We start from the raw sequence: 14,925 nt of genomic DNA on the forward strand, positions 1-14,925 counted from the left end.
TGTGTAAAGGGAGTCAGACATGCCCATGGAACCTGTCGCGCCGATGTCCGAGGAAGAGGCGCGCGCGGCGGCGGATGCGGATTCACGGCAGCTCCTATCGGCGGCCACCGTCGAGGAGGCGCTCACGGTGCTCGTGGAGGTCGCCCGCCGGCTGACGCGCGCGCACCAGGCGACCGTGGTGCTGACGCCTGCTCCCGGCAGGACGCGGGGGGCGAGCGTCACCTCGCTCTCGCGCGCCTACGAGGTCTGGGGCGGCTACGCCGTGCCCTCGGCAGGCGGTCGAGCCCGGCGGGAGCGCCGCGCCGCCACGCGGGGCGCGGAGCCCCGGGGTCGGCTGGCGGTGGCGCTGCCCTCGAACGCGGGGGTGCTCTACCTCTTCGACCGGGAGGTGGGGGACTTCAGCCACGAGGATGAGGTGGCCCTCTCCCGGCTCGCCCGCCTCGCGGGCCTGGCGCTGGAGTCCGCCCGCCTGCTGCGAGAGGAGCAACAGGCGCGCACGGAGGCCGAGGACGCCGAGCACCGCGCGGCCTTCCTCTCCGACGCCAGCCGCCTGCTGGCCTCGTCGTCGCTCGACCCCAAGGTGACGCTCGACACGCTGGCCCGCCTCAGCGTGCCCGTCATGGCGGACTGGTGCTTCGTCGACATCATCGACGAGGGGGGCGCCGTGCAGCGCACGTCCGTGGCGCACGCCGACGCGCGCGATGCGCCGCTCGCCCTGCGCGTGCGCGAGTTCCCTCCCGGGCCCGAGGGCAGCATCCACCCCACCACGCGAGTGGCCCGCCACGCCGAGTCCCTGCTCGTCGATGACGTCGACGACGCGTGGCTGCATCGGGTGTCGGTGAGCGAGGCGCACTACCAGACGATGCGCGAGGTGGGCTTCCACGGCATCATGTCCGTGCCGCTCGTCGCGCGGGGACGCTCGCTGGGCGCCCTCACGTTCCTGGCGGTGCGCCCCTCGCGCCACTACAGCCAGGCGGACCTGGAGACGGCGCAGGACCTGGCCCGCCGCGCGGCGCTGTTCCTGGACAACGCCCGGCTCTACCGCGAGGCGCGCCGCTCGGTGCTCTTGCGCGACGAGTTCCTCGCCGTGGCCAGCCACGAGCTCAAGACGCCGCTCACGCCGTTGCAGCTGCGCCTGCAGTGGCTGCGGCAGCAGACGCCCAAGGACAGGCCCTACCTGCCCACGTCGCTGGTGCTCTCGCAGCTGGACGTGGTGCAGCGCCAGGTGGACAAGCTGTCGGGGCTGGTGCACGGCCTGCTCGATGTCTCGCGCATGTCCAGCGGACGGCTGTCCTTGCACCGTGAGGACGTGGACCTGGAGGTGCTGGCGCGCGAGGTGAAGACGCGCCTGGCGCTCGCGGCGAGCCAGGCTGGCAGCGAGGTGTCGCTCACCACGCACGGGGACGTGAAGGGGCACTGGGACCGCTGCCGGCTGGAGCAGGTGTTGACGCACCTGCTCGCCAACGCGCTGAAGTACGGCGCGGGCCAGCCGGTGCGCCTGGAGCTGGAGGACGCGGGGGACGACGTGGTGGTGCGCGTGGAGGACGCGGGCATCGGCATCGCGCGCGAGTACCAGTCCCACATCTTCGAGCGCTTCGGCCGCGCCGTCAGCGAGCGTCACTACGGCGGCCTGGGCCTGGGGCTCTACGTCACCCGGCAGATCGTCGAGGCCCACGGCGGCACCATCCAGGTGGCGAGCGAGCCGGAGAAGGGCAGCCACTTCGAGGTGACCCTGCCCCGACGCGAGAGCACCTGACGTGCGTCCCGCTCCCGCTCGGCTATAAACGCCCCGGGAGGAAACAACATGTCACGCAAGGTGGCCCTCATCACCGGTGCATCGGCGGGGTTGGGTGAGCAGTTCGCGCGGCGCTTCGCTCGGGACGGACACGACGTCATCCTCGTCGCCCGCAGTGCCGAGCGCCTGGAGGCGCTCGCCGCGATGCTCCAGAAGGAGCACGGGGTGACGGCCCACGTGCTGCCCGCGGATTTGACGCGGCCGGAGGCGCCCGAGCAGCTCTTCGCGCAGGTGGCCGAGCGCGGCCTCGTGGTGGAGTTCCTCGTCAACAACGCGGGCTTCGGCTCCGCGGGCCCCTTCCTGGACCAGGACGTGAAGCGCGAGGGGGAGATGGTGGAGGTCAACTGCACCGCGCTGTTGAAGCTCACGCACCTGTTCGCCCGGCCCATGCGCGAGCGCGGCCACGGCCGCATCCTCAACGTCGCCTCCACCGCCGGCTTCCAGCCGGGGCCCTACATGGCCACGTACTACGCGACCAAGGCCTTCGTCGTGTCGCTGTCGGAGGCGCTCTCCTACGAGCTGAAGGGCACGGGCGTGACGGTGACGTGCCACTGCCCCGGCGCGACGCACACCGAGTTCGCCCAGCGCGCGGGCAACGACAAGACCCGCCTGTTCCAGCGCACCGGCGTGGCCAAGGCCCCGGACGTGGTGGAGCACGCGTACGCGAAGATGATGCGCGGGCGCGTGCTGGCCATCCACGGCGTGGCCAACGCGGTGGGGGCCTTCATGGTGCGCCTGAGCCCGCGCGCCGCCGTGCGCGCCATGGTCGCCGGGCTCAACCAGCAGGGCTGAGCGCCTGATGCGGACCGGGCCGTGAGCTCCTCGGCTCGAGGCGGCGTCACGGCCCGGCGCGCGACCTCACTTCAGTTGAAGGTCGCGGTGAACAGCAGCGAGAAGTGGGTGACGTTCCAGTCGTCGTTGCCCTCGCCGCGGATGCGGCCCAGCGCCAGCTCCGCGCCGATGCCCACGCCCCAGTTGTCGCTCACCCACCACTCCTTGCCCAGGCCCAGGTGCAGGCCCACGCCGGTGTCGGTCTCCGCCTCCGTCTCGCCCTCGTACGAGGCGCTGAGCTGGTTGGCCACCACCGCGCCGGAGAGGTAGAAGTTGACGGGCATGAAGTAGTACGCGAGGCCCACGCCGATGGCGGCGTAGTTGCTGGCCACGTCGTCGTCCTCGTCCCCCTCGATGGTGACGCCCTCCACCTTGATGTCCGGGTTGGGGGTGGAGGTGCCGAACAGCTTTCCGTAGAGGATGAAGTTGTTGATGGGCGCGAAGCCCAGCTCCAGGTTGAGCGTGCCCGCGCCGCCCTTGAGGGCCAGGTCCACGCCTTGTCCCACGGCGGCCGAGTGCGTGTAGCCCAGGCCGAGCTGACCGCGCAGGTAGAAGCCATCGTGGGTGTGTCGGCCGCGGTCATCCGCCAGCGCGATGGAGGAGGGAAGCAGCACTGCCGCGAAGAGCCAAGAGTAGCGCATGAAGTCGAGTCCTTGCTTCGGTGGAGCCCGCCCCGGCCGGGAGGTCTCGTCGGGGTGATGCCGCATGGCGACCGCTCGATGCCAGCCCGGGAGACACCCCCAATCCCGGGTCCTCGGGCTTATACCCCGGTGACGGCCGATGCGAGCAACCCTCGCCCGACACCGCGAAAGCTGCTCTGCTGCGCGCCCCCCGGCGCCGGCTTTCCGCGCCGCGGACTCAGAAGAGGGATGCGATGACTGGGACTGTGAACCCCGCGGAGCTGGCCCGACGACTGGACGACGCGAGGCGGGAGCGGCGGGAGGTGCCGCCCCTCACCAACGAGCTGCCCGCGCTGTCCGTGCCGGACGCGTACGCCATCCAGGAGGAGGGGCTGAAGCTGCGGCTCGCGGCCGGTGAGCGCCTGGTGGGATTGAAGATGGGCCTGACGTCCGAGGCCAAGCGCCGGCAGATGAACCTGGACTCGCCCGTATACGGCGTCCTCACGGACAAGATGCGCGTGCAGGCGGACGGCGTGGTGTCGCTCGCCCAGGGCATCCACCCGAAGATCGAGCCCGAGATTGCCTTCCGCACCGCGCGCGAGCTCAAGGGCACCGTGACGCGCGACGAGGCGCTGGATGCGTGTGAGTCCGTGTTCGCGGCGATGGAGATCCTCGACTCGCGCTACCGCGACTTCAAGTACTTCTCCCTGCCGGACGTGGTGGCGGACAACGCGTCCTCGTCCCTGTTCGTCCTGGGGACCCAGGAGCACCCGCCGCGCGCCATGGATTTGACGCGGCTGGAGATGAAGATGTTCGTGAACGACGCGCTGGCGCACTCGGCCCGCTCGGACGCCATCTCCGGGGACCCCGTGTTGTCGTTGGTGCAGCTGTGTGAGCTGCTCGCCAAGCGCGGACAGGTGCTGCCCGCGGGGAGCATCGTGCTGGCGGGCGCGGCGACCATCGCGCACATGTTCCAGCCGGGAGACCGGGTGAAGCTCGTCGTCGAGGGACTCGGCTCGGTGGCGGTGTCGGCCGCCTGAGTCCTTACTGGAACCAGGAGGAGGCCACGTCCGCGCTCTGGTGGCGCGGGCGCACGTCCGTCTCCAGCCATTGCACCGCGTACCGCTCGCCGTGCTGCTTCAGGAACGCGTCCAGGCGCTCCGGCCTCAAGCGCTCGCGGGTGGAGTGATGCGCGGACAGCGCGCGCCGCATCGCCGGGTGGTAGCGCACGAAGGACGCGAAGTCGCGCGGGTACTCCCGCGCGTCCACGCCGAGCAGCTGGCCCCGGGTGCGGCCTCGGGACAGCAGCTCGCGCCAGTGCTCCATCGTGGCGAGGCCGATGGACTCCACCCCGCGTGAGCAGAGCGTCAGGTACATCGCGTCCCACGGCGTGGAGCGGTCCAGGTAGCGCTCGAGCGCGCGCGCCGAGGCCCGCGTGTTGAGCACCATCCAGAACGGCACCGCGCCGGTGCGCAGCGTCCACCAGGGCTCCAGCAGGATGGAGCACTCCGCCAGCAGCTTGCCCGAGGGCATCTTCCGCTCGCGGTACCAGTGCCGGTACAGGTCCGCCACCAGCGGGCTGAGCGCCTCCGGCTCCGGGTAGACGATGCGCTTGAGTCTCCAGCGCCGCTTGCGTGCGAGCCGCAGCAGGTCCTCGCGCAGGGCGGGCTCGAAGCCCCACTCCGCCTCCGGGCTGTCGCTGTCCGGCGGTGGTGACGGCCAGCGCGTCAGGGAGGAGCCCTGCTGGCGCAGGTAGGCCTCCACGCGAGGGCCGCCCAGGTAGTACTCGTCCGGGCTCGCGCCGCCGAGCGAGCCTTGCTGGAAGACATGTCGCTCGCCCTGTTGGAGCGTGGGCCAGCGCAGCTCGCACTCGGACACGAAGAGGGTGGCGCCGGGCTCCAGCGCTTCTTCCAGGAAGCGGACGTACGCGGGGCTCAGTCCGCGTCGCTTCACCCGGAAGTGCGTCAGCCCCTGGAGGAGGAGCCGGTCGTGGTTGGCGTCGTGGGTGTGGTGGAGCTGCAGGTCCGGATGGGATTCCAGCAGACGGCGTGCGGGCTCGCGCGCGAAGCCGAGTGTCTTCATCGGCTCGTCCACGGGCACCCGTCCGTCATGGCGCACGGACAGCAGATGCGTCTGCGGCAGCCACGGGATTCCGAGTGCCGCGCACAGGTGGACGAGCGCGCCGTTGGTGGCGCCCACCACGGCCGCCGGGTAGCGGCGTCTCGGGTAGCGGCCCACGACCCAGCGTGCGAGGGACTCCGCGTCGAAGCGCGCGAGGGCCTTCGGCGTCAGGGCCTCCGCCAGCGCGCCGCGCACCCACGCGCTCTCGCGCAGCGGCACCGACAGGCGGTTGACGGCGGGCGCCAGTGCTTCGAACAGCGGATGCGTGTGGCGGTGGGCGCCCAGCGCGGGAGCGTCCCGGCCGTGCAGGAAGGCCGCGAGCGCCCGCAGCAGCGCGGCCGAAGAGTCGAGGTCCGCGACGAAGCGGCGCGCCATCATGGCGCCAGCTCCGCGCGATGAGCCTCGTGCGGGTTCAACGCCGCACGACGGGCATCGGGCGAGCACCATGCCTCGCGTGCCGACTCCTCGCGACGAACCCCGTACGCGTCCGACGCCGCACGACGTGCGTGTGGTGGATTCATCTCCCCCTCCAGGGCTGTGGCTCGGCGTCCTCAGGCAAGGTAGCCCTGGCGCACCTGCCGGGCAGGCCGCTGACCGTGGCCTGCTCGCCTGCAGTCCCGGGAGGCGCGGGTGGACGCCGTGCGTCAGGGCCCCGGCTGTCGCGCCAGGTCCGCCGTCACGCGCAGCCCCTGGGCCGCGTACGCGCGTGAGCAGGGACGCAGCCGGGCCTCGGTGGGCCCCATCGGCTCCAGCACGAAGGAGGAGTCCTTGTGGCGGGGCGGCGAGTCCGGCCAGTGCCCCCGCTCGGCGCGCGCCAGGTCCACCTCCGCCAGCGTGATGAGCGCGTCGTGCTGCAGCCGGCGCAAGTCCAGCCGCTCCGCGTACTCGCCATACGTGACGACGTCCGGACCGTGGAGGCTGAGCGTGCCCAGCTCCAGCAGCGCGAACGCGCGCCGGCGCGCCCCCGTGGGCAGGTCCGCGGCGGCCGTCAGCGCGTCGAAGCCCTCCACCAGCTGCCACCACGCGCGCCGCGCCGTCAGCGCGTTGTCGTCCGGAGGCGCGAGTCCCAGCAGCTCCGGCGGGACGATGTCCTGGCTCCCCGCCGGCAGCCGCGCCAGCGTCTCTTCGGAGAGCAGCGGCCGGAAGTGGACCAGCTGCAGCAGCACCGACTCCTGCCGCAGCGTGACGGAGAAGGGCGCGTACCCATCCGCCAGGCGCGCCAGCTGCGAAATCGCCAGGCGCTTGCGCTCCAGCGGCGCGGCGTCCAGCGCGTCCGCGCAGGGGTGATAGAGCACGCCGTGGCCCGTGGCGGAGAGCAGCTGCCCCTCCATGCCTCCCCCCAGCTCCAGCTCCCGGCTGAGCGCCAGCGCGTCCAGACACACATCCAGCGCCGCCGAGGCCTGCCCGTGGGACAGCCGCACCCGCGTCTCCAACGCCGCCAGGTGCACCACGTACATCAGCGCGAACCGGCCATTGGCGCGGGCGGGCGTGAGGGGCGCCAGCGCCCCCAATCGCTCGGGCAGCCCCCCCACCTCCGCGTGTGTCGCCAGCAGCACCCGCGCGAGCAACGGCCGGGCCCGCTCCAGCGCCTGCTCACAACCCTGCGTCAGCGCCGACGTGGGCAGCTTCCCGTCCGCCACGTCCCGACAGGGCTGCCCCTGCGCCGAGTTCCCCTGTGGCTTCTGTTGCTCCTGATACAGCTGCAGCACGGACTCGAGCAGCGGCTCCAGGTGGCGCGCGAAGCTGCCCGGGACCGAGGGATTCACGTGCGAGGGCCGCGCGTAGCTCGTGCGCGACAGCTCCCCCACCTCCCGCACCAGCCGCTCCTCCAGGGGCCCCGTGCGCAGCTTCACGTACGCCCACCCGCCCCCGCAGGCGAGGAGGACGGCGAGTGCGCCGCCAGCGAGGGTGTAGAGGGGACGGTGGAGGGCCATGAGGGGGAGTCCGGCGGGCGGAGCCTCGCATGAAACCCCCGCTCCGGGGACTCGCCGCGTCATCCTTCCGTGACTTCACTCGCCGTCTGGGCCTGGGGGCCAGCGTCCGGCCCGAGGGTCAGCCGGCACTGCGGCGGGGAGGCAGGAGGCCATGGTTCAGCCGGGCCAGCAGGTGGTCCGCGAGCGCGCGGGCCTGGGCGCGAATCTCCGGCACGGCCGTGGTCTCCCACAGCTCCCCCCTGCGCAGGGGGCCCAGGGTGTAGAGGAGCCCTCCTGTCCGCCCGCTCGCGTCCAGCAGGGCGCCGTGGCTGTCGGTGTCCAGGCCCATGCCGAGCGTGTCCGGCCGCAGCCGCCCCTCGTCCGCCAGGCGCTTGAGCAGCGGGTGGCCGTGTCGGGTGACGGTGCCCTCGGGGCCGGTGCAGTTCACCACGTGGCGGACCTGGAGGTGCTCCTCGCGGCCCTCGCCTCGCGGGAGGATTCGCGCGTGGACCGTGCCGGTGTCGTCCAGCCGGAAGCCGCGCACCCGGGCCGCGCGCACCGTCAGTCGTCCTGTTTCCATCAGCTGCTCGAGCCCATCGGCGACGCCGGGCGCCATCCGGTGGCGGTGGACGTCCCAGTAGGAGCGCAGGTGGCGCAGGAAGCGCCGTCGCTCCACGTCCGACAGCCGCTGCCACAGGGGCACCGTCACCGGCCTCAACGCATCCACCACCGCGCGCCAGCTGGCCCCCGCGTCCGTGGCCCGGCGCACCTCGCGCCGCAGCACCCGGAGCAGCGCGCGCACGCGCACGGGGATGGGGTGCAGGGTGGTGTCGTCCTGGGGCCGCAAGCCCTCGCGTCGCAGCGCGCGCAGCACGTCGCGGATGCCGGGCGAGTCGTACGTGCCCGCGGCGGCCCGCACGTGCCGGTGGGGCAGCAGCCCGTGCCGCGACAGCGCGTACAAGGGGCCCGTGTGGCCCTGCTCCTCCAGCGACAGCACGGCGTCCACCATGGTGAGCCCCGTGCCGATGAGCAGCACCGCGTCCTTCGCGCCGATGCCGGCGAGCGCGTCAGGGACCCACGGCGAGCGGTGGTAGTGGGGGCTCGCGTACAGCCCGCCGTCCTCCACCCGGAGGTCCGCGGGGTCCGCGTTGCCCAGCGCCAGCACCGCGCGGCGCGCGACGTGCTCCGCGCCGTCCCCGGTCGTCAGCGTCACCAGGCCGCCGTGCTCGCGCATCGAGACCACCTGCGCGGACCGCGTCTCCAGCCGCACCCCCGGGGCCGCGCGCGCGCGGGTCTCCTCCAGCACCTCCGCCAGGTATTGGCCATAGCGCTGCCGGGGGACGAAGTCTCCGGGCGCCGTGTCGGGCGCCTGTCGCCGCACGGCGCGCAGGAAGTGCTCCGGGTCCTCCATGAAGGCGCCCATGCGCCCGGCGGGGACGTTGAGCAGGTGACGCTGGCTGCGGGTCGAGTAGGCGAGCCCCTGGCCCACGCTCCGGCCTCGCTCCAGCAGCAGCACCCGCAGGGGCGCGCGTGCCTGCTTCAGGAGGTGGATGGCCAACAATGTTCCGCTGGCCCCGCCCCCGACGATGGCCACATCCCATGGGCTGCTGTGTCCTTGCACGCCGCAATCCTATGTCCGCCTGCGCGTGACGGCATCCACGCTGGCGGTGTGGACAATCGGATGGCAACCCCTGGTCAGGGTCCGAGGGCGTGTCCACACTCCCACGCACATCCCGGGAGGACCCATGCGAGAGCGCTCCACCACAGGAGAGTGGGACCGTGAGGTCCCGGACACGAAGAGCCTGCTCGGCTGGTCTCTGCCAGAGGGTCGGGACGCCGTCCCATCGCTGACGTGGCTGGTGGAGCGGCTTCGTCACAGCCGCCCCGACTGGGGGCTGCTGGGCTCGCTCGTCCGGTTCGACGACGCGCGCTACGTGCGCAGGACGCTGGCGAAGACGGACGCGTGTGAGCTCCTGCTCGTGTGCTGGATGCCGGGGCAGGGCTCGCTCGTGCATGACCATGGCGGCTCCGCCGGCGTGTCGCTGCTCGTGCAGGGGAGCCTGGACGAGACGCGTTACGACTGGGCGGGAGACAGGCTGCTGCCGGCCGTCGTCGAGCGCGCGCGGGAGGGCGACTTGTTGATCGAGGCGTCGGACACCATCCACCACGTGCACAACTCGTCGCGTCGGGGCGCGGTGTCGCTGCACCTGTACGCGCCGCCGATGGAGGGCATGACGCCCTACGACAGCCAGGTGGTCAGAGCGCCGCGTCCAGTTGCCGTGGGGGCTGGGCGAAGGCGCCGGCCACGGGCAGGGTGACGCGGAAGATGCTGCCCCGGCCGGGCGCGCTCTCCAGCGTGAGGGTGCCGCCCAGCGACGTGACGATGCCGTGGCAGACGGCGAGCCCCAGGCCGGTGCCCACGCCCAGGGGCTTGGTGGTGAAGAACGGGTCGAAGATGCGCTCGCGGTGCTCGGGGGAGATGCCGCAGCCGGTGTCGCGCACCTCCACCGCGACGACGCGCCCGGGCATCGCCTCGCTCGCGACGACGCGCACCTCGTTGAGCTCCACCTGTCCGGGGACGATGGCCTGCGCCGCGTTGAGCAGCAGGTTCAGGAACACCTGACCCAGCCGGGCGCCGTTGCCCTGCACCGGGGGCACGCCGTCGCACTCGACCACCAGGCGCGCGCGGTGCCGCAGCTCGTGCATGGCCATCTTCGCCGCGGTGCGCACCACCGCGCCCACGTCCGACGGGCCGCTGCCCACGTCCTCGGAGCGCGAGAGCGTCTGCAAGTCCCGCACGATGAGGCGGATGCGCTCGGCGCCGTCGCGCGTCTCGGCGAGCGCCTCCAGCACCTCCTGGCGCTCGCGCTCCGGCAACTGCTCCTTCTGCTGGAGCTCCTGGTGGATGTACTCCAGGTTGCTGAGGATGAAGGCGAGGGGGTTGTTGATTTCGTGGCCCACGCCCGCGGCGATGCGGCCCAGGGCGATGAGCCGGTCGGCGAAGAGCAGCTGGGCCTGGGTGGCGTGGAGCTGCTCCAGGCTGCGCGACAGCTTGGCGTTGGCGGCCTCGAGCTCCGCGGTGCGCTCGCGCACCGTCTCCTCCAGCGCCTCCGAGGCCTCGCGCGCGCTGGTCGTGCTGGAAGCTTCCGGGCCGGACGGTATCCCCTGACGTGCCAGGAAGGCGCGTCGCAGCGTGCCTCGCCGCTGCGCCACCGCCGACATCAACAGCACCCTGGCTCGTAGCGTCATCACGTCGCAATCCCAGCGTCAGGTGTCCATCCCGTGGAACGCGCGGGGACGGGTGGACAGCGCCAGTCAACACCGCCAGGACGGCCCGGGCAAGGAGCCGATGTCGTCTGGCGAGGCGGCGAAAGCACTTCCAGGTGGGTAGTCGACGGCGGCGCGCCCCCCTGTCGGAGCCAGCGTTGGGCGGTGGAAGCTTGGGCGCGGGGTGTGTCACCGCGCGCGCGGAGACTCGGAGGCGTGGCGGTCCGACGCCACCGAGGGCTGCGCGCGCCGGGCCCAGCACGCGCCACCCACCAGACACGCACCCATGACCACCGCGAGCAGGAGGCTCGACACGCCCTTGAGCCGCGCCGTCCCCGTCGCGGGCCGTGCCCGGACCACGAGCCGGGGCACCTCGGGCTCGGACGCCGGCCGGTACGCGGGCAGTCCACCCGAGCTGGCCGCGCCGCGCCGCCCTCTCGATGGTGGCCGAGTCCCCTCGGTGGAGGCGGGCACGTCCGCCACATCGGGGAACAGCGGCGCGTCCCACGCACCGTCCGCCGACGCGAGCTCCGCCTCCAGCGCCGAGCACCACGTGCTCGCGGTGCCGCGCCGCCAGGGCTGCTTGGACAACAGCCGCGAGCACAGCTCGCTCAACGCCCACGGCACCCGCGGGTTGAGCACGTGCGGCGACACCGGAGGGTGGTGGATGACGGCCAGCTCGCCCTCGGGCGTCTCCACGTCCACGAACGGGTGGCGCGCGGTGAGCATCCAGTAGAGCACCACACCCAGCGCGTACAGGTCATCCGCGGACGTGGGCGGATACACCCCGTCGGGATGCGCGCGTCGGAACGCCAGCGCCTCCGGGCTGCGGTAGCGCGGCGTGCCCGGCGGCAGCACCCCGCGCGGCAGCCGGGGCGCCCCCGAGTAGTCCCCCACGCCGAAGTCCATCAACACCGGCGTGCCGTCCTCCTCGCGCACGACGACGTTGTCCTCCTTGATGTCGCGGTGGAGCACGTCCGCCGTGTGCGCCGCCTCCAGCCCCCGCGCCATGCCCAGCGCCAGCGTCGCGGCCCCTCTCGCGGACGGGTTCTCCTCCTCCACCCACTGCGCCAGCGGACGCCCCCTCACGTACTCCATCGCCAGGTAGAGCCACGCGGGAGACTCGGAAGGAAAGAGCCCGCCCGCGCGGAAGCCCACCACGTTGCGATGCGCCAGCCGCGTGAGGATGGCCACCTCGCGCAGGGCCCAGCCCCCCAACTGCTCCAGCGACTGCAGCTTGAGCGCCACGGGGGCCCCGTCGCGAGAGGCGCGGTACACCACGCCGCACCCTCCCGCGCCCAGCAACGCCTCCACCCGGTAGCCCGCGATGTCCGCGCCCTCGGGCGCGTCCAGGACGTGATGCTTGTCCATGCCACCTCCCCAGTCGGACACGACCTCGGGAATGGGGTGAGGCTAGCACCACCTCCGAGGATGTCCCCCCCGACAGCGGGGAGGGGCCCACACGCCCCGGCCGCGAGTGTGCGGCAGCGGATGGCGCGCTGCCCTCAGGGGCAGGCGCCGCAGTCGGCGTTGCAGCTCGTCGCGGTGGTGCCCGTGCCGCAGCGCTCGGTGAACTGGCAGACGCCATCCCCGCACCGATAGATTTCCGCGGGGCGGATGCGCGCGGTGATGGGCTGGTAGGTCTTCGCGTTGTGCGTGCACGACGCGTAGTAGGGCAGGGGGTTGTTGCCGGCGTCCCTGGCCACCGTGCACAGCGAGGCGCACATGCCCAGGTGGGTGATGGGCGGGCACTGCTGCGTGGTGCCCGAGACCAGCCCACACGTGCGAGGCGTGCTCCGCTCCGCGGTGAGGTACGGCTGGTCATTGGCCGCGAACACGCCCGTGCCGTCGAAGAGGTTGCCGAAGTAGCAGGCCTCCTTCTCGCTGTAGAGGTCCAGCTCCGCCTGCGTGTAGGGGATGGCTGGAGGCGTGGAATCGCTGGTCGCCGCGACGCGGCCCAGCACGGAGATGGGCACGTGCAGGCCGTACTTGTTCGCGTGCGCCGCCAGGCACGCGGACACCACCTGCTGCTCCGCCTCCGTCGCCGCCGCCCCGTTCGCCCAGCTCGTCGCCAGCCCCAACGAGCCCAGCCACGTGTACTGCACCCCCGTCACCGGGTTGGTGAAGGTGCGCGTCTGCCCCGCCGCCACCGCGCACGTCACCACGTAGGACATCACCGCGTCCGCCGTGCTCGGGTCCTGGTTGAACCAGTCCTTGAAGCCATTGGTCGACAGGCCGTTGGTGGACAGGCCATTGGTGGAGAGCCCGTTGGTGGACAGGCCGTTGGTGGACAGGCCGTTGGTGGAGAGCCCGTTGACGGACAGCGCATGCACGCGCAGCTGCCCCAGCTCCTCCCCCACCGGCTCCAACTCCACCCCGCAACCCGCCGCCCCCATCCCGAGTCCCCAACCCAGGAGCCCCACCACGCCTCCGCGAGCCCAACGGCGGATGGAGCGGGTGTGGCGAAGCGACTGCGAAGCTGGAATGCGGTGCATGCGTTTCCCCCGTGTGTGGTGGTCAGCGAGGGCTGACCACCTTGTCGTCCACCCGCTTCAGCGCTCCCAATCGCGCTGAAAACTGATGGGCTCGACAAGATTCGTAGGGGATTTCCCTGCGCGCATGCTGCTATGGAGGAATTTTCTTTTCCCGTCGAATCAATAACAGCAGGGTTGTAAAGTCCTAGACCCAGTCAGGTCTGGATGGACTGGATTCAACGTAGAATTTGTATTTCAGGAAAAACTAGAGAGGCTCTGGGAACTCCAGGCTCAGCGCGGCGGCGGGGGTGAGGGCGAAACCCTCCGGCCCGCGCAGCCTCCAGGCGCTCACGTCGGTGACGGGGCCGCCGACGATTTCGGATTCGCCGGTGTCCCCGCGCGTCTCGGCCTGGCCCAGGTGCAGGCACAGGTGGACCTTGGCATCCACGGGGTCGGCGAGCTTCTGCGCGGCCTGCTGGAGGATGCGCAGCGAGCGCTCCGCCTCGCGCAGGTAGGTGGTGCGCTCGGGGGTGGGCGCGCCGTTCTCCAGGGGGCGCACGGCGAGCAGCGTGGTGCCGGACTGCAGCGCCAGCAGGAAGCCCCCGCCGCGCAGGCCCTGCTCCAGCCCGTCCAGCACGTCCGCGAGCACCGCGTACATCGCGTCGTCGTCCTGGGCGGCCGCCGTCGACAGCACCACCTCCGCGTGGACGGCGAGCGCCAGCCGGGTGCGGTGGGTGGGCTGCACGGGCTCCTCGGCGGCGTCGGCGAGCGCGGCCAGGAACGCGCCCACGCTGCCGAAGCGGCGGCTGGCGTCCTTCTCCAGACAGCGCAGCACCACCTGGTCCACGGCCGGGGACACCGGGGCGATGGCGCTGGGCCTGGGCGCGGGGGCCTCCAGGTGCAGCCGCTCCAGCTCCATCCGGTCCTCGCAGAGGAAGGGGTAGCGGCCGGTGAGCAGCTGGTGCAGGAGCACGCCCAGCGCGTAGATGTCCGTGTGCGGGCCGATGGCGCCCCCGCGGAACTGCTCGGGCGCCATGGCGTGGGCGGTGCCCAGCCGCTGGCCGGCGATGGTGAGCCCCTCCTGGGTGGCCTCGGCGGACAACAGCTTGGCGATGCCGAAGTCGAGCAGCTTCACCCGCGGCTTCTCGCCCTCCTCCACGACGAGGATGTTGCTGGCCTTCAGGTCGCGGTGGACGACGCCCGCGCGGTGCGCCGCCTCCAGCGCGCCGCACACCGGCTCCAGGTAGGCGCGCGCGCGGGACGCCGACAGCCGCCCGCGCTCCTGCACCACCTGGCCCAGGGTGCGCCCGGCGAGCAGCTCCATGACGTAGTAGGGGCTGCCGTCCGGCATCAGCCCGAAGTCATAGACGTCCACGATGTTGGGGTGGCGTATCTGGTTCACCACCCGGGCCTCGCGCACGAAGCGCTTGAGCATCTCGCCCTGATCCGCCAGGTGGGGGTGGAGCACCTTCACCGCGGCCCGTCGGCCCAGGATGCGGTGCTCGGCTTCATAGACGCTGCCATGTCCGCCGGAGGCCAGCAGGGCCTTGAGGACGTACTCGCCCGCAAGTGTTCCCGGGCCTCGGCCCGCATCGCCTCTTGTCCGCTCGGTGCCATGGAGATCCGCGCGTGCCTGGATGCGGAACGTGCTCTCGGAGTCGGCCGCCATGTGGCGTCGTACCCTAGCACCGCGCCCGGGACGCCTGCTGCATGGCCTGGGCCCGAAGCGTCCGCCGCGACGCGGCAATCCTACCTGGGCGTTCACCACCCATCACAGCGGGTGGCGGAGGCAGGGGCAGATGTTGCCTGGCGTATGCTCCAGGGCCCCATCACCCCGGGTGGTTGGACGCTGGGCCCGGGGACTGCTGGATTCTCGGGACGTGACACCACGCGTGCAAGCTGGG

General features: G+C 72.2%; 12 protein-coding genes. 4 read left to right on the plus strand and 8 right to left on the minus strand.

Annotated features, from left to right (window positions below):
- Positions 1–19: 19 nt before the first annotated feature.
- Together K8640_RS04830 and K8640_RS04835 are read left to right on the plus strand one after the other, a co-directional pair.
- A complete protein-coding gene (locus K8640_RS04830; protein ID WP_223745994.1) occupies positions 20–1,756 on the plus strand; it encodes a HAMP domain-containing sensor histidine kinase in 1,737 nt (578 codons plus the stop codon).
- A 48-nt stretch (positions 1,757–1,804) separates the two neighbouring features.
- Positions 1,805–2,587: an SDR family oxidoreductase gene (locus K8640_RS04835; protein ID WP_223745995.1), complete on the plus strand. Its 783-nt coding sequence runs from the start codon at positions 1,805–1,807 to the stop codon at positions 2,585–2,587.
- A gap of 71 nt (positions 2,588–2,658) precedes the next feature.
- Here K8640_RS04835 and K8640_RS04840 read toward each other — a convergent pair whose 3' ends face one another.
- Positions 2,659–3,267 carry a hypothetical protein gene (locus tag K8640_RS04840; protein ID WP_223745996.1) on the minus strand — a complete coding sequence of 203 codons (609 nt, stop codon included), beginning with the start codon at positions 3,265–3,267 and terminating at the stop codon, positions 2,659–2,661.
- Positions 3,268–3,500: 233 nt separating this feature from the next.
- Between K8640_RS04840 and K8640_RS04845 the strand changes: the two genes are divergently transcribed.
- Positions 3,501–4,286 carry a 2-keto-4-pentenoate hydratase gene (locus tag K8640_RS04845; protein WP_223745997.1) on the plus strand — a complete coding sequence of 262 codons (786 nt, stop codon included), beginning with the start codon at positions 3,501–3,503 and terminating at the stop codon, positions 4,284–4,286.
- A 4-nt stretch (positions 4,287–4,290) separates the two neighbouring features.
- Here the strand turns inward: K8640_RS04845 and K8640_RS04850 are convergent, their stop codons facing one another.
- The 3 genes from K8640_RS04850 to K8640_RS04860 form a co-directional block, all read right to left on the minus strand.
- Positions 4,291–5,745, minus strand: a complete 1,455-nt coding sequence (locus K8640_RS04850) for a hypothetical protein (protein WP_223745998.1) — start codon at positions 5,743–5,745, stop codon at positions 4,291–4,293.
- Between the two features lie 266 nt (positions 5,746–6,011).
- On the minus strand, positions 6,012–7,301 hold the full coding sequence (locus K8640_RS04855; protein WP_223745999.1) for a hypothetical protein: 1,290 nt from the start codon (positions 7,299–7,301) through the stop codon (positions 6,012–6,014).
- Between the two features lie 118 nt (positions 7,302–7,419).
- On the minus strand, positions 7,420–8,901 hold the full coding sequence (locus K8640_RS04860; RefSeq protein ID WP_223746000.1) for an FAD/NAD(P)-binding protein: 1,482 nt from the start codon (positions 8,899–8,901) through the stop codon (positions 7,420–7,422).
- A gap of 124 nt (positions 8,902–9,025) precedes the next feature.
- Between K8640_RS04860 and K8640_RS04865 the strand changes: the two genes are divergently transcribed.
- Positions 9,026–9,598 carry a cysteine dioxygenase family protein gene (locus tag K8640_RS04865; RefSeq protein ID WP_223746001.1) on the plus strand — a complete coding sequence of 191 codons (573 nt, stop codon included), beginning with the start codon at positions 9,026–9,028 and terminating at the stop codon, positions 9,596–9,598.
- Here the strand turns inward: K8640_RS04865 and K8640_RS04870 are convergent.
- The 4 genes from K8640_RS04870 to K8640_RS04885 form a co-directional block, all read right to left on the minus strand.
- Positions 9,537–10,529, minus strand: coding sequence for a sensor histidine kinase (locus K8640_RS04870; protein WP_046711070.1), 993 nt, complete (start codon positions 10,527–10,529; stop codon positions 9,537–9,539). The genes K8640_RS04865 and K8640_RS04870 overlap by 62 nt on opposite strands.
- 207 nt (positions 10,530–10,736) lie before the next feature.
- Positions 10,737–11,918 carry a serine/threonine-protein kinase gene (locus tag K8640_RS04875; protein ID WP_223746002.1) on the minus strand — a complete coding sequence of 394 codons (1,182 nt, stop codon included), beginning with the start codon at positions 11,916–11,918 and terminating at the stop codon, positions 10,737–10,739.
- Positions 11,919–12,052: 134 nt separating this feature from the next.
- A complete protein-coding gene (locus K8640_RS04880) occupies positions 12,053–13,042 on the minus strand; it encodes a hypothetical protein (protein ID WP_223746003.1) in 990 nt (329 codons plus the stop codon).
- Between the two features lie 244 nt (positions 13,043–13,286).
- A complete protein-coding gene (locus tag K8640_RS04885; protein ID WP_223746004.1) occupies positions 13,287–14,690 on the minus strand; it encodes a serine/threonine-protein kinase in 1,404 nt (467 codons plus the stop codon).
- Positions 14,691–14,925 lie beyond the last annotated feature (235 nt).

Origin of the sequence: Myxococcus sp. XM-1-1-1 (genome assembly GCF_020037095.1) — a bacterium.
In the GTDB taxonomy this organism is placed as follows: Bacteria; Myxococcota; Myxococcia; order Myxococcales; family Myxococcaceae; genus Myxococcus; species Myxococcus fulvus.

Coding starts and splice junctions, on each gene's coding strand:
- K8640_RS04885 (WP_223746004.1), bottom strand. CDS start 14,690: ATGGCGGCCGACTCCGAGAGCACGTTCCGCATCCAGGCACGCGCGGAT.
- K8640_RS04835 (WP_223745995.1), top strand. CDS start 1,805: ATGTCACGCAAGGTGGCCCTCATCACCGGTGCATCGGCGGGGTTGGGT.
- K8640_RS04840 (WP_223745996.1), bottom strand. CDS start 3,267: ATGCGCTACTCTTGGCTCTTCGCGGCAGTGCTGCTTCCCTCCTCCATC.
- K8640_RS04880 (WP_223746003.1), bottom strand. CDS start 13,042: ATGCACCGCATTCCAGCTTCGCAGTCGCTTCGCCACACCCGCTCCATC.
- K8640_RS04870 (WP_046711070.1), bottom strand. CDS start 10,529: ATGACGCTACGAGCCAGGGTGCTGTTGATGTCGGCGGTGGCGCAGCGG.
- K8640_RS04875 (WP_223746002.1), bottom strand. CDS start 11,918: ATGGACAAGCATCACGTCCTGGACGCGCCCGAGGGCGCGGACATCGCG.
- K8640_RS04865 (WP_223746001.1), top strand. CDS start 9,026: ATGCGAGAGCGCTCCACCACAGGAGAGTGGGACCGTGAGGTCCCGGAC.
- K8640_RS04850 (WP_223745998.1), bottom strand. CDS start 5,745: ATGATGGCGCGCCGCTTCGTCGCGGACCTCGACTCTTCGGCCGCGCTG.
- K8640_RS04855 (WP_223745999.1), bottom strand. CDS start 7,301: ATGGCCCTCCACCGTCCCCTCTACACCCTCGCTGGCGGCGCACTCGCC.
- K8640_RS04845 (WP_223745997.1), top strand. CDS start 3,501: ATGACTGGGACTGTGAACCCCGCGGAGCTGGCCCGACGACTGGACGAC.
- K8640_RS04830 (WP_223745994.1), top strand. CDS start 20: ATGCCCATGGAACCTGTCGCGCCGATGTCCGAGGAAGAGGCGCGCGCG.